At 50.6% G+C, this 13,949-nt stretch carries 12 protein-coding genes and 1 pseudogene; all 13 read left to right on the forward strand.

Annotation, left to right across the window (positions count from 1 at the left end):
- The first annotated feature begins 20 nt into the window (after window positions 1–20).
- Window positions 21–608, forward strand: coding sequence for an acyl-homoserine-lactone synthase (locus QQL62_RS07125; protein ID WP_284377245.1), 588 nt, complete (start codon window positions 21–23; stop codon window positions 606–608).
- A gap of 61 nt (window positions 609–669) precedes the next feature.
- Window positions 670–1,995 (forward strand): replication-associated recombination protein A, encoded by a 1,326-nt coding sequence (locus QQL62_RS07130; protein WP_284377246.1) that lies wholly within the window; start codon window positions 670–672, stop codon window positions 1,993–1,995.
- Between the two features lie 8 nt (window positions 1,996–2,003).
- Window positions 2,004–2,357, forward strand: coding sequence for a fluoride efflux transporter FluC (locus tag QQL62_RS07135; RefSeq protein ID WP_284377247.1), 354 nt, complete (start codon window positions 2,004–2,006; stop codon window positions 2,355–2,357).
- On the forward strand, window positions 2,354–3,400 hold the full coding sequence (locus QQL62_RS07140) for an RluA family pseudouridine synthase (RefSeq protein ID WP_284377248.1): 1,047 nt from the start codon (window positions 2,354–2,356) through the stop codon (window positions 3,398–3,400). Before QQL62_RS07135 ends, QQL62_RS07140 begins: the two co-directional genes overlap by 4 nt.
- Window positions 3,397–4,110: an ATP12 family chaperone protein gene (locus QQL62_RS07145; RefSeq protein ID WP_284377249.1), complete on the forward strand. Its 714-nt coding sequence runs from the start codon at window positions 3,397–3,399 to the stop codon at window positions 4,108–4,110. The genes QQL62_RS07140 and QQL62_RS07145 overlap by 4 nt, the downstream gene beginning before the upstream one ends.
- A 302-nt stretch (window positions 4,111–4,412) precedes the next feature.
- Window positions 4,413–5,432: an amino acid ABC transporter substrate-binding protein gene (locus tag QQL62_RS07150; protein WP_284377250.1), complete on the forward strand. Its 1,020-nt coding sequence runs from the start codon at window positions 4,413–4,415 to the stop codon at window positions 5,430–5,432.
- Window positions 5,433–5,562: 130 nt separating this feature from the next.
- Window positions 5,563–6,825, forward strand: coding sequence for an amino acid ABC transporter permease (locus tag QQL62_RS07155; protein WP_284377251.1), 1,263 nt, complete (start codon window positions 5,563–5,565; stop codon window positions 6,823–6,825).
- Between the two features lies 1 nt (window position 6,826).
- Window positions 6,827–8,134 carry an amino acid ABC transporter permease gene (locus QQL62_RS07160; RefSeq protein ID WP_284377252.1) on the forward strand — a complete coding sequence of 436 codons (1,308 nt, stop codon included), beginning with the start codon at window positions 6,827–6,829 and terminating at the stop codon, window positions 8,132–8,134.
- Between the two features lie 11 nt (window positions 8,135–8,145).
- Window positions 8,146–8,916, forward strand: coding sequence for an amino acid ABC transporter ATP-binding protein (locus QQL62_RS07165; RefSeq protein ID WP_284377253.1), 771 nt, complete (start codon window positions 8,146–8,148; stop codon window positions 8,914–8,916).
- Window positions 8,917–9,042: 126 nt separating this feature from the next.
- Window positions 9,043–11,295, forward strand: a complete 2,253-nt coding sequence (gene parC, locus QQL62_RS07170; protein WP_284377254.1) for a DNA topoisomerase IV subunit A — start codon at window positions 9,043–9,045, stop codon at window positions 11,293–11,295.
- 43 nt (window positions 11,296–11,338) lie between these two features.
- Window positions 11,339–12,610, forward strand: coding sequence for a DUF898 family protein (locus tag QQL62_RS07175; RefSeq protein WP_284377255.1), 1,272 nt, complete (start codon window positions 11,339–11,341; stop codon window positions 12,608–12,610).
- Window positions 12,610–13,719 carry a M48 family metallopeptidase gene (locus QQL62_RS07180; protein WP_284377256.1) on the forward strand — a complete coding sequence of 370 codons (1,110 nt, stop codon included), beginning with the start codon at window positions 12,610–12,612 and terminating at the stop codon, window positions 13,717–13,719. Before QQL62_RS07175 ends, QQL62_RS07180 begins: the two co-directional genes overlap by 1 nt.
- Window positions 13,720–13,868: 149 nt before the next feature.
- Window positions 13,869–13,949: pseudogene (locus QQL62_RS07185) on the forward strand (GTP-binding protein); the annotation flags it as partial.

The raw sequence follows: 13,949 nt of genomic DNA on the forward strand, positions 1-13,949 counted from the left end.
AATGCAAATGGAGTGTAAAAATGCAATCAACAACCTTATCTTTCAACAATATCCATAACCATGGTGATTTGTTCACCAATCTTTTGCGGGCGCGCCGTGAAAGTTTTATAGTCGAGCGCAATTGGGATTTGCCTGAAACTGATGGAATGGAATTTGATCAATATGACACTCCCGAAAGCCGCTGGATCGCTATTCACGATGGCGGTCAAATTTTAGGGGGCTTTCGCCTAACGCCTACCACAGCAAAATGTGGGATGTACTCTTATATGATCCGCGATGCACAGCGCGGGCTTCTTGATACAATACCGCAGAATATCTTGTACAAAGAGGCGCCAATTGCGCCGCATGTTTTTGAGTTTTCAAGATTTTTCAAGGCTAGCCACCTATCCGGACGCGCAAGAAGCACAGTGCAAATTCAACTGCTAAAGGCCTTGATGGGAACACGTGATACTTTGGGTGTACATGCCGCGCTGGGTATTGGATCTCCAAATTGGGAGCGATGGATGAAGCGTATTAATCTACCAATTGAGCATCTAGGCCCAATTGTAGACATTGAGGGTAGCAAAAACCGCTGTATGATCACCCACTTGCCTGGCTCTTATCACTAGGTAGAATTTTTAAATCACGTGCTTCAATTGCGCGCGCGCCATGGCTGTGAAATAAGAGGCCATGGCAGATTTATTTGACACGGTTGGAGCAGTCGATCAGGGGGTACGCCCCCTTGCGGATCGGTGCCGTCCCAAAACAATATCAGAGGTCATCGGGCAGTCCGCGCTGGTTGGGGACGAGGGAGCGTTGACCTCTATGCTGGCCAGTGGCTCGGTATCCTCAATTATTTTCTGGGGCCCGCCCGGGGTGGGAAAAACAACCATCGCGCGGCTGTTGGCCAATGAGGTTGATCTGCATTTTGTACAAATCAGCGCAATTTTCTCTGGTGTTGCGGATTTGAAGAAGGTTTTTGAATCTGCGCGGTTGCGCCGCCAAAACGGCAAGGGCACCTTGCTGTTTGTTGATGAAATCCATCGCTTTAATAAATCCCAGCAGGATAGCTTTCTTCCGTTTATGGAGGATGGCACGATTGTTTTGGTGGGGGCGACAACCGAAAACCCATCCTTCGAGCTGAACGCCGCTTTGATGTCTCGCGCTCAGGTGATGGTTTTGGAACGCCTGTCCTTGACCGAGCTTGAGCTGATCGCACAGAGGGCCGAGCAAGAGCTGGGCAACCCTTTGCCGCTGGATGCAGAGGCGCGTGAACAGTTGCTGGAAATGGCGGATGGGGATGGGCGAGCATTGTTGAACTTGGCAGAACAAGTTCTGTCTTGGGGGGCGGAAAAGTTAAACGCCAAACAGCTTTCGCAGCGCTTGTCAAAACGCGCCGCAGTTTATGATAAATCCGGAGAATCACACTATAATTTGATTTCTGCGCTACATAAATCGGTGCGCGGGTCTGATCCTGATGCCGCGCTGTATTGGTTTGCACGGATGCTAGAGGGCGGCGAAGACCCGCGATTTTTAGCGCGGCGCATAACCCGTATGGCTGTCGAAGACATTGGCTTAGCCGATCCACAGGCACAGGATGTGTGCCTGCAATCATGGCAAACATACGAACGCCTCGGTTCACCCGAGGGCGAGTTGGCGCTGGCGCAGGCCCTGATCTATTTGGCGCTGGCACCAAAATCCAATGCCGCCTATGTGGCCTATAAGGGTGCGCGCGCCGCGGCCAAAAAAACGGGCTCAGAGCCGCCCCCCAAACACATCCGAAATGCCCCAACACAAATGATGAAGGATCAGGGCTATGGCGCAGGATATGCCTATGACCATGATGCCGAGGATGGGTTTTCTGGTCAGAACTATTTCCCCGATGGTATGGCGCGGGGGGTCTATTATCTACCGGTCGAGCGCGGGAATGAACGAGAACTAAAAAAACGGGTCGAATTTTTCTCGAACCTGCGGGCCAAGCGTAACAGATCTGCTAAACCCAATATGGATGAATAGGCGAAGGTATGAGTATATTTTTCGTAGCAATTGGCGGCGCATTGGGGGCGGTGGTGCGCTTTGTGGTGGCGCTTTGGGTTGGGTTCCCTTATGGAACGCTCTGCGTGAATGTAATTGGCTCGTTCTTAATGGGGGTGGCATTTGTGTGGTTTAGCAATCGCGGGGCGTCACAAGGCGGTCTGTTTGTGATGACGGGATTTTTGGGTGGGTTTACCACCTTTAGCGCCTTCTCACTAGATGTTGTGAAACTGATGGAAAATGGGAAAACCTTGATTGCAGGGCAGTATGTTCTGATGTCGGTTTTAGGATCGCTTTTGGCTATTGGGCTGGGGGTGTTTGTAACAAGGATGATACTGCAATGAGCAGAGTACAGATGATCGCGGTCAGCGCGGATGCAAATGACCAGCGGCTAGATCGCTGGCTGCGCCGAATGTTCCCTGATGTGGGACAGGGGCGCATCGAAAAGATGTGCCGCAAGGGGGAATTGCGTGTGGATGGCGGGCGCGTAAAGGCCTCCACCAGATTGCAATCTGGTCAAACGGTTCGTGTGCCGCCAATGCCTGACCCCAGCGATACCCCGCGCGGCGCGCCCGTTGCCCGTATTTCTGCCGAAGATGAAAAGATGATCCAGAACTGTGTGATTTACAAAGACGATCATATCATTGCCTTGAACAAGCCGCCAGGATTGGCGGTGCAGGGCGGGTCAGGTCAAACCCGGCATGTAGATGGCCTGGCCGAGGCGCTAAAGTTTGAATTGGACAGCAAGCCAAAATTGATCCATCGCTTGGATAAAGACACATCGGGTGTTTTGGTCTTGGCGCGTACAGGGCAGGCTGCGGCAGGTCTGGCGCGTGCTTTTCAGTCGCGCGAAACTCGCAAAATTTATTGGGCTGCGGTTGCCGGTAGCCCCAAGCCCAATATGGGAACCATCAAATATGGTCTGGTCAAGGCCGGTGGCCACGGGCCCAATGGGGCGGGTGAAAAAATGCATTGTATCCACCCCAATGATGTTCAGGATACCGAGGGCGCGAAACACGCCACCACAGATTACTTTGTATTAGAAGAGGTCGGAAAGAGGGCCTCTTGGGTTACCTTGGTACCAATCACGGGGCGTACCCACCAGTTACGCGCACATATCGCAGAACTGGGCCACCCCATCGTTGGGGATGGCAAGTACGGTACAAATGCACAAGTGAATGATGGCGATGGATGGGGGTCACAGTTGGGCGGTGAGATAAGCCGCAAAATGCATCTACATGCTCGCTCTCTAAGTTTCGTTCACCCGATCACCAAGGCAGAGCTATCGCTTACCGCACCTTTGCCTGAACATATGAAAAATACGTGGGATACCTTTGGTTGGCAGGTGAAATATGCGCCCAAGGATCCATTTGAGGAGTTTATGTGACCCCATCATTGAAAAAGAGGTTCTGGGAAAAGGCCGTGGTCGTCCCCGTGGGGGATAGATTCACTGTTCAGTTGGATGGACGCGATCTACGAACCCCGGCAAAGGCACCGTTGCTGTTGCCCAGCCAATTAGTTGCACAAATGGTTGCTGATGAATGGATGGCACAGGAGGAGAAGGTTAATCCTGAAACCATGCCGGCCACACGCATGGCGAATTCGGCGATCGACAAGGTTTCTGTGAATTTCGATGCGGTTGTATCGATGTTGGCCGAATATGGTGGCAGTGATCTGTTGTGTTACCGCGCAACCCATCCTGCGGAGCTGATCGCCAAGCAGGAGAATGCCTGGGATCCAGTGCTAGATTGGGCCCGCGCGCGGTTCCAAATTCAGCTGCAAACTACCTCTGGGATTATGCCGGTGGCCCAGCCGGAAAACACCCAAGGGATTTTCAGAAATGCATTATCTGAGTACGATAGTTTTGCGTTATCGGCGGTGCATGATTTGATCGTTTTGTCTGGATCATTGGTTTTGGGACTGGCGGTTTCATCGAATCAAATTTCTACAGAAAGCGGATGGGCTTTGTCTCGGGTCGATGAGGATTGGCAAGCAGAGCAATGGGGCGAGGACGAAGAGGCAAAACAGGCCTCTGAAATCAAGCGAGTTGCGTTTCATTTTGCCAAGAATTTTTTAGATTCAACCTATGGGGCATAACGCAGAGTGATTTTGGGTAAAGTTTACTTACCTATTTGGGGCTTTCTGAGAAAAACGGTGTGAGTGCGAGAAAAATGGGCACGTTGCACATTTTGGTATCACAAAACTAGGTCACTGTATTTGACCTAATGGAAAAATTTCATTGTTTCACGGGGTTAGGGCCAGAATTAGTCTTGACCGATGCCCTATATTCAACTCAGTATTAGGGTCAAGTTCGGGCCCATGGGTCCAACTTGTACAATCTGATCAAAAAGATCAGAGAAAACGCCCCTCTGCCGGGGCTTCACAGGATGAGGAAAAATATGAAAAAATCTGCTTTCTTGGGAACATTGACAGCGGCGACTTTCGCAGCTGGCTTTGCTACTGCTGGTACACTGGAAGATGTTAAGGCCGCTGATGAGCTGAAATGTGGTGTTGCCACTGGTCTGGCTGGTTTTGCTGCTGCGGATGCTGCTGGTGTTTGGCAAGGTTTTGACGTTGCAGTTTGTCGCGCGGTTGCTGCGGCTGTTCTGGGCGATGGCACCAAAGTTAAGTTTGTACCAACAACTGGTAAAACACGCTTTACTGCTTTGGCTTCTGGTGAAATCGACATGTTGGCGCGTAACACCACATGGACATTCAGCCGCGATGTTGACCTAAAGTTTGAATTTGTTGGCGTAAACTACTACGATGGTCAAGGCTTTATGGTTCCAAAAGCATTGGGCGTAAGTTCTGCTAAAGAACTAGATGGTGCAACGGTATGTATCCAAACTGGTACGACAACAGAGCTAAACTTGGCGGATTTCTTCCGTTCAAACAACATCTCTTATGAGCCTGTGCCAATCGAAACAAACGCCGAAGCACAAGCTCAGTATTTGGCTGGTGCATGTGACGTTTACACAACTGACGCGTCGGGCTTGGCATCTACACGTGCCACATTCGAAAACCCTGCGGATCACGCGGTTCTACCAGAAATCATTTCAAAAGAGCCGTTGGGCCCACTTGTTCGCCACGGCGACAACCAATGGGGTGACATCGTACGCTGGACATTGAACGCATTGATCACAGCCGAAGAGCTAGGTGTAACATCAGCAAATGTTGGAAAAACCGGCATGGAAGCTGGCAAAAACCCAGAAGTTAACCGCCTGTTGGGCACCGAAGGTGACCTAGGCGCGATGCTTGGTCTGGACAAAGACTGGGCCGCTCGTGCGATCGCCGTTGGCGGAAACTACGGTGAAATCTTCGAGAAAAACATCGGTGAGAAAACTGCGATTGGTATCGCACGTGGCTTGAATGCCAGCTGGACAGACGGTGGTCTGATCTACTCAGCTCCTTTCCGTTGATTTAAAAGTTGGGCGCGACTGCAATGTCGCGCCCTTCTTCTATGAAAAATTTCATTTTTAGGATCCAATTTTTCAAGGCCACCTAATCGGGGCAATGAGGTTTTGCATCTAATGAGGGGAACACGCCAGTATGTCGGCATTACCAGACCCACATAATCAGGGCTTTAGGCTAAGCCAGCTGATTTATGACACCCGCTATCGATCGATGACCATTCAGATTGTTGCCATGTTTGGCATCTTATCTTTCATTGGTTGGTTGATTGGAAATACCAACGCGAATCTCGCAGCACTTGGCAAACCAATTGAATTTGGTTTTTTAGGGGATCAAGCTGGGTACGATATTAACCAACGCCTGTTAGATTATGACAGCCAAGATTCGCACCTTCGGGCTGCATTTTTGGGGCTGCTCAATACGTTATTGCTCGCCTTGCTGGGCTGTATTACCGCCACTATCCTAGGTGTTATTATCGGTGTTCTACGTTTATCTAAGAACTGGATCGTTGCGAGATTGATGACAGTTTATATCGAAGCCTTCCGTAATATTCCGGTATTGTTGTGGATTTTGATTGTTTTCGGGATCATGATCGAGGTTATGCCTGCCCCAAGGGATTTCAGATCTGGTGAGGCATCGATGATGTTGTTCGATACCATGGCTGTAACAAATCGCGGTATCTATATCCCCGAGCCTTTGTTTTCTGGTGGGTTCTCTGATTTCTCATTGTTTGGCGATTCCGCTTTGCGCTTTGATGTCAGCACCAATTTGCTGATTTTCTTGGCGGTTTTATTTGGCGGAATTTACGGCGCGCGTAAGTTGAAGAAACGCGCCGATACGATCCAAAATGAAACAGGTGTGCGACCAACAACATGGTGGCAACAACTGTTAGTGATCTTCTTGCCGACGATTTTGGTATTGTGGGCGATGGGTTTTCATCTTGGTTACCCAGCGCTAAAGGGTTTTAATTTCGCTGGTGGAACCTATTTGCGGAACTCTTTGATTGCTTTGTGGATAGCATTGTCGCTTTATACTGCGGCGTTCATTGCCGAAAGTGTTCGTGCGGGTATCCAAGCGATTTCCAAGGGCCAGTCTGAGGCGGCGCATGCATTGGGTATATCACCTGGTCGCACAATGAATTTGGTAATCCTGCCACAGGCATTGCGTATTATCATTCCGCCGATGATTTCACAGTGGTTGAACCTTACCAAAAACACATCCCTTGCGATTGCTGTTGGCTATATGGATTTGACGGGAACCCTAATGGGGATCACGCTTAATCAAACAGGCCGAGAGATGGAAACATTGCTGATTGGTATGGCGATCTATCTTGGTCTCTCTTTGCTGATCTCTGCGGCGATGAATTGGTACAATAATTCTGTTAAATTGGTGGAGCGTTAATATGCCTGATTTTTCTTATGTTCGCTCTGAAATGTTGCCCGAAAAGGCCCCGCCCAAAAGCGAGGTTGGCATCTATGGCTGGTTGCGTACGAACCTGTTTAGTAGCGTTACGAATTCGATATTAACCGTGGTTGCCCTGTACTTTGTGGTGTCCTTGCTTAGGGGTGTTTTACCTTGGGCGTTTTCACCAACATGGGGCGCTGAATCTCTATCCGATTGCCGTGGTATTCTGCATGAACTGGGCCGCGAGGGCCATTTCGCGGGTGCCTGTTGGGGTGTAATTCGCGAACGTTGGACACAACTGCTGTTTGGTTTCTATCCAATTGAGGCGTTGTGGCGACCACTGGTTGCCTTCATCCTGTTGGGTGTTGCAATGGCGCCTGTCTTGTTTACCTCGGTCCCCAAGAAGCTATTGTGGTTTTCAGCAGTATTCCCGTTCCTGTGCTTCTGGCTCATCTGGGGAGGTTCTATCTGGTTCCCGTTGGCGATTTTCGCAGGCCTACTACTAGCGGGCGTCGCATTTATCCTGGTGACGAGGTATTCTGGATCAACGTTGGTTGGCGTGATCGCAACTATGTTGGTTCCGGTTCTATGGTGGATTTTCTTCACTGATCCGGTATCAAGCGCTGTGCATTTTGTTCTGCCCATTAGTCTAGAGCAGGTTGAATCACAAAATATCGGCGGTTTCTTGTTGGCTGTTCTCATTGGTTTAACAGGGGTTACCCTGTCTCTGCCTCTGGGTGTCATCCTCGCACTTGGGCGTCAGTCTGACTTGCCATTGCTGAAATACAGCTGCGTTGCCTTCATCGAATTTATTCGGGGCGTTCCTTTGATCACCTTGCTGTTTGTGGCATCTACCTTGCTGAACTACTTCATGCCTCCAGGCACAAATTTCGATTTGGTGCTGCGTGTTATGATCATGGTGACCTTGTTTGCCAGTGCCTATATGGCCGAGGTTATCCGCGGTGGTTTAGCGGCATTGCCCACTGGGCAATACGAGGCGGCTGACAGTTTGGGATTGAATTATTGGACCGCGCAACGGTTGATTATTATGCCGCAAGCGTTGAAAATATCGATCCCAGGTATCGTATCAACATTCATTGGCCTGTTCAAAGACACCACATTGGTGGGGATCGTGGGGTTGTTCGATCCGATCCTGTTGTCCACGAATATTCGGGCCGACCAAGCGTGGAATGGCGTTCTGTGGGAGCTTTACGGCTTTATCGGACTTGTCTTCTTCATCTTCTGTTTCTCTATGTCGCGATACTCAATGTATCTAGAGCGTAAGCTCGCGACAGGTCATCGCTAAAGGAGCGTCTTATGACTACAGCACAAAAACAATTGCAGGTCAGCGACGAGGTCGCGATCCAGATTAATAAAATGAACAAATGGTATGGCGCATTCCACGTTTTGCGCGATATCGATCTTACGGTTTACCGAGGAGAGCGGATTGTTATTGCGGGGCCTTCTGGTTCGGGTAAATCAACCTTGATCCGCTGTATCAATGCACTAGAAGAGCACCAAGAAGGGTCGATCGAAGTGGATGGCACATTGTTGTCATCTGATTTGAAGAACATCGATACCATCCGTTCAGAGGTGGGGATGTGTTTCCAACACTTTAACCTATTCCCACACCTGACCATCTTGGAAAACTGTATGTTGGCACCTGTTTGGGTTCGTAAGATCCCCCAAAAAGAAGCCCGCGAAACCGCGATGCATTTCCTTGAGAAGGTGAAAATTCCTGATCAGGCGGATAAATACCCTGGGCAGTTGTCTGGTGGCCAACAGCAACGTGTGGCGATTGCACGCTCATTATGCATGAAGCCACGCATCATGTTGTTTGACGAGCCGACATCCGCGCTTGATCCTGAAATGATCAAAGAAGTTCTGGATACCATGGTGGAATTGGCCGAAGAGGGTATGACCATGATTTGTGTGACCCATGAAATGGGCTTTGCACGTAAGGTTGCAAACCGTGTGATCTTTATGGATGCGGGACAAATTGTTGAGCAGAACGAGCCAGGCGAGTTTTTCGATAACCCGCAATCAGAGCGTACAAAGCTGTTCTTGTCTCAAATTTTGGGCCACTAAGAACGGCACAATCAAAACAAATCATAAAAGCCTCGGTTCTGCCGGGGCTTTTTTGTGGGCCGGAAAAAAGCAACTCATTCCTGCCGTTTCACTGGACGATGATGCCTGTGCTGGTTACATATCCCTATGGCTGATTTAATTGATGATCCTGATATGGATGACGAAAACCCTGGCGGTGCTACGCTAAACGAAACCCTGCGTCGTGCGATTGGGGATCGCTATCTAACCTATGCCCTGTCGACAATCATGCATCGCGCATTGCCCGATGCGCGTGATGGGTTGAAACCTGTGCATCGGCGTATCCTTTACGCTATGTATCGCTTGCGGTTGGCATCAAACGGCAAGTTTCTAAAATCGGCCAAAATTTCAGGCGATACAATGGGGGATTTTCACCCTCACGGCGATGCAGCAATTTATGATGCTATGGCCCGTTTGGCCCAAGATTTTTCGGTGCGCTATCCCATGGTGGATGGGCAGGGGAATTTTGGCAATATTGATGGCGATAACCCCGCCGCCGCGCGCTATACTGAGGCGCGCATGACCGCTGTTGCCGAGGCCATGCTAGAAGGCATGGAAGAAGATGCGGTTGAATTTCAGGACAACTATGATGGTCGCTTGACCGAGCCCTCGGTTCTGCCAGCCAGCATCCCAAATCTATTGGCCAACGGCTCGTCTGGTATCGCCGTGGGCATGGCAACCAATATTCCGCCCCACAATGTGGGCGAATTGCTGGATGCCTGTATCCACTTGATCAAGGCCCCAAACGCGCGAGATGAAACCTTGTTGGATATCGTGCCGGGGCCGGATTTCCCAACTGGTGGTGTATTGATCGAGCCGCGCGAAAATCTGCTTCAGGCATATTCTACGGGCCGCGGGCCGATGCGTCTGCGGGCGCGCTGGGAGATCGAGGAACTGCCGCGGGGTCTATGGCAGGTGGTCGTTAGCGAAATCCCCTATCAGGTGCAGAAATCCAAGCTGATCGAAAAAATCGCCGAACTGATTCAGCTGAAGAAAATCCCAATCCTTGCTGATGTGCGGGATGAAAGTGCGGATGACATCCGATTGGTACTGGAACCGCGTGCCAAAACTGTTGACCCCACCGTCTTGATGGAAACGCTGTTTCGTCTGTGCGATTTGGAGGTACGCTTTAACCTTAATCTCAATACATTGATCGATGGGCGAACCCCCAAGGTGTGCTCGATGAAAGAGGTTTTGCGGGCCTTTGTGGATCACCGTCGCGATGTTCTGATCCGCCGTTCCAACCACCGCAAGGATAAAATCGATCGCCGCCTAGAAGTGCTAGAAGGTTATATTGTTGCGTTTTTGAACCTTGATCGGGTGATCGAAATCATTCGATACGAGGATGAACCCAAGCAGGTGCTGATGGCGGAATTTACCCTGTCGGATGTTCAGGCAGAGGCGATTCTAAATATGCGCCTGCGAAATTTGCGCCGTCTGGAAGAGCAAGAGCTGCGCAACGAGCTGGATGCCTTGCAAAAAGAACGCGCAGAGTTGCAGGATTTATTAGCCGACGAGGGGGTGCAGTGGGGCAAAATCACCGAACAACTGCGCGATACCCGCAAGAAATTCGGCAAAGAGTCCGAGCACGGCGCGCGGCGCACAGATTTGGCCGAGGCGCCAGAATTTGAAGAGGTGCCCGTAGAGGCGATGATCGAGAAGGAGCCTATTACGGTGGTCTGTTCGGCCATGGGATGGGTGCGCGCCATGAAGGGTCATATCGATCTGAACCAAGAATTAAAGTATAAAGATGGCGATGGGCCACGGTTCACCTTCCATGCGCATACGACGGATAAGTTGATTATGTTTGGTGGCAACGGGCGATTCTATACCATTGCCTGCAATGATCTGCCCGGTGGGCGCGGCATGGGGGAACCTATTCGCCTGATTGTGGATCTGCCAAATGATGCGGATATGATTGCGCTGTTTATCCACGACGAGACCCGCAAGATGATTGTGGCCTCGACCGCCGGTGATGGTTTTGTGGTTGCAGAAAAAGACGTGGTCGCCCAAACCCGCACCGGCAAGCAGGTGTTGAATGTGAAAGATGCGGTAAAGGCGCTGACATGCGATTTTATCAAAGGCGATCATGTGGCCTGTGTTGGGGAAAACCGCAAAGTTCTGATTTTCCCCGTGGCGGAATTACCCGAAATGGGCCGCGGCAAAGGGGTGCGTCTGCAAAAATATAAAGATGGCGGCCTGAACGATATAATGACGTTTGATCTGGATCAGGGGTTGCGTTGGTTGGATCCTGCGGGGCGTCAGCGCGTAGAGGTTATGCTGAATGACTGGATTGGCAAACGCGCGGGCACAGGGCGTATGGCACCGCGTGGCTTCCCGAGAGATAATAAATTTACATAGTTCAAAAACTATCGCACTGTGTTGCGATAATTTGGAGATTTGAATGCAAGATATAGAGAATAATCAATTCAAGGTCGCCTATAATGGTCGCAAGGGGCCGCTGTTTAAGATCGGCCTGATGACGGGCTTGTTCACCTTGTTAACGCTGGGCATCTATCGGTTTTGGGCCCGTACGCGGGTGCGTAAATATATGTGGTCTGCGATTGCACCCAACGAGCACTCGTTGGAATACACGGGCACCGGGCTGGAAAAATTCCTTGGGTTTTTGATCGCCGTGGCGGTTTTGGCGGTGTATCTGGGGATTTTTCAGCTGTTGTTGGCCTTCTTTGGCTATTCGTTGTTCACACAGGCTGAAACCCCTGGGGCCGTTTTGGTACAGCAGTTGATTTTCTATCTTGCGATCTTGGTCACGTTGCCCTTGATTTACTACGCGCAGTATCGTGCGCGGCGCTATGTTCTATCGCGCACACGCTGGCAGGGCATCCGCTTTGGGGCCGAGGCCGCGGCATGGGGTTATGTGAAGCTGGCGCTGAAAAACCTGTTTGTCACGGTGATTACACTGGGGATTTTACTGCCACGCCAGACGTTTAACCTAGAGAAATACCGCATTGATCGGTCTTGGTACGGTAATGCGCAATTCGCCCAAGAGGGCACATGGAAGATGCTGCTGCCCGCAATGAAGCAAACCTATATCGGCATGGCGATTACCCTGCTTGGGGTCATCTTGATTGGTTTCGGGGGCTACAATACCTATACGAGTGGAAGCTTTGGCGACGAGAGTGGCGAGGGTATTGGCAGTATGGTTTTTGGCTTTACTGTAATCAGCCTCGGATATTCTTGGTGGCTGGTTGGCTTTCAGATTTATCAGGTCGCCTCTTGGCGCATTTTAGCAAACCATAAAACATTGGGCCAGGCGGTTACCTTTGAATCCAAGGTCGATACTGCGGATGTTATTCTGGCGAAGGTTTTTGGTGGGATGCTGGCGGGTTTTGTGGCCTTGATTGTTGCCGCGATTTTCGGTGGCATTCTCGGCTTTGCATTGTATGGAATTTTCAACTCTTTGGATGAAGCCGTGGGGCCGCAATCTGGCGAATTGCGCGTCGCTTTAGGCACTTTACTTGGCTATATCATTTTCTTTGTTGCCTTTGGGGCCATTGCCTTGGTTTCTATTGCACAGCCGATCCTGCGCAATTTTGCATCCACACTGACAATCCAAAACGCCGATCAATTAGCCAAGATAGGCCAACGCGAAGGTGATGATTTCGTCGAGGCCGAAGGATTTGCCGATGCCTTGGATGTTGGGGCGGCTATTTAATGTCTACGTTTGAAACATCGGGCAAGTTTTTTGACGGGGAATCCGCGAAATCAAATGCCGTAGCGGTGAGTATCTCGCCCAATGGCGTGTTGATCACTGGTGAGGGCATCGACGTAAACTGGCCGATGGATCAAATCCGCAACCTTGCGGATCAGGCGCGCGATAAGGGCATGGTGATCGAAACGCTTGACCACACCACCGCGCGGTTGGTTCTATTGGATGATGCGGCGGGCGCTTATATGCGCCAGCATAATGCAAAGCTGGGCAAACGGCATGTTTCCTCCATAATGAAAAAACGCGTGGCGTTTTGGGGGGTAGGAGCGATGGCCTCGGTGTATTTGATAATGTTCATCATTATACCGGCCATGGCCAATACGCTTGCGGGATATATTCCTGTCGAGCGCGAAGTGGCAATGGGCAAGGTGGCCTTGGGGCAGATCGAATGGTTGATAGGAAAGACCAGTGATCAGGATGATTTGATTTGTCAGGGCGCACAGGGCCAAAAGGCGCTGGACAAAATGGTGGCGCGTCTAACGCCACATATGGATGTACCATATCCGCTGGATGTAAAGGTCTATCGCTCGCCAATGATAAATGCATTTGCGGTGCCTGGTGGGCATGTGGTGCTGTTTGATGGCTTATTGGCCGCGGCCAACACCCCAGAAGAGGTTGCAGGTGTTTTGGGGCACGAGTTTGGCCATGTGGCGCACCGCGACCCAACCAGACTGTCGCTGCGCACCGCCGGTTCGGCAGGGATACTGGGGCTGGTATTCGGGGATTTTTCAGGTGGCTTTGCAGCACTTGCCTTGGCCGAGACACTGATATCGGCCTCTTATGCACAGGATGCCGAAACGAATGCTGATGCCTTTAGTCATGATTTGTTCGAGCGCGCCCAGCTACCCAGCGCGCGATTTGCTGATTTTTTCTCTAACTTGCGCGAAGATTTTGGTGACCAAAATGGTCTGATGTCGCATATTGCCAGCCATCCTGATCTAGAGGGTCGTCAGCAGGCGGCTATGAAGGCGGATGTGATTGGTGACCGGACATTTGAACCTGTTCTAACCTCGCTGGAATGGGCCGCTCTTAAGCGAATATGCACAGATGGCTAGGGGTGCAGAAACGGTGCAAAAAAGAAACTTTGTTGCCAAAGAAAAATCTGGAAATTTCCAAAAACGCTTGATCTTTGGCGTGAATCAATTTACGCGCACACGCGTAACCAACGCAGTGCCTATCGGCCCTGCATAATACGGAGGCCGATATGGCAAAAGAAAAGTTTGAGCGTACAAAACCGCATTGCAACATCGGCACAATTGGCCACGTTGACCACGGTAAGACAACA

The sequence above is a fragment of the Amylibacter marinus genome (assembly GCF_030160015.1).
Lineage (GTDB): Bacteria > Pseudomonadota > Alphaproteobacteria > Rhodobacterales > Rhodobacteraceae > Amylibacter > Amylibacter marinus.

Bases quoted from the DNA above. Each gene is read 5' to 3' on its own strand.
- QQL62_RS07150 (WP_284377250.1), top strand. From the start codon at position 4,413: ATGAAAAAATCTGCTTTCTTGGGAACATTGACAGCGGCGACTTTCGCA.
- QQL62_RS07180 (WP_284377256.1), top strand. From the start codon at position 12,610: ATGTCTACGTTTGAAACATCGGGCAAGTTTTTTGACGGGGAATCCGCG.
- QQL62_RS07135 (WP_284377247.1), top strand. From the start codon at position 2,004: ATGAGTATATTTTTCGTAGCAATTGGCGGCGCATTGGGGGCGGTGGTG.
- QQL62_RS07175 (WP_284377255.1), top strand. From the start codon at position 11,339: ATGCAAGATATAGAGAATAATCAATTCAAGGTCGCCTATAATGGTCGC.
- QQL62_RS07125 (WP_284377245.1), top strand. From the start codon at position 21: ATGCAATCAACAACCTTATCTTTCAACAATATCCATAACCATGGTGAT.
- QQL62_RS07160 (WP_284377252.1), top strand. From the start codon at position 6,827: ATGCCTGATTTTTCTTATGTTCGCTCTGAAATGTTGCCCGAAAAGGCC.
- QQL62_RS07155 (WP_284377251.1), top strand. From the start codon at position 5,563: ATGTCGGCATTACCAGACCCACATAATCAGGGCTTTAGGCTAAGCCAG.
- parC (WP_284377254.1), top strand. From the start codon at position 9,043: ATGGCTGATTTAATTGATGATCCTGATATGGATGACGAAAACCCTGGC.
- QQL62_RS07140 (WP_284377248.1), top strand. From the start codon at position 2,354: ATGAGCAGAGTACAGATGATCGCGGTCAGCGCGGATGCAAATGACCAG.
- QQL62_RS07165 (WP_284377253.1), top strand. From the start codon at position 8,146: ATGACTACAGCACAAAAACAATTGCAGGTCAGCGACGAGGTCGCGATC.
- QQL62_RS07130 (WP_284377246.1), top strand. From the start codon at position 670: ATGGCAGATTTATTTGACACGGTTGGAGCAGTCGATCAGGGGGTACGC.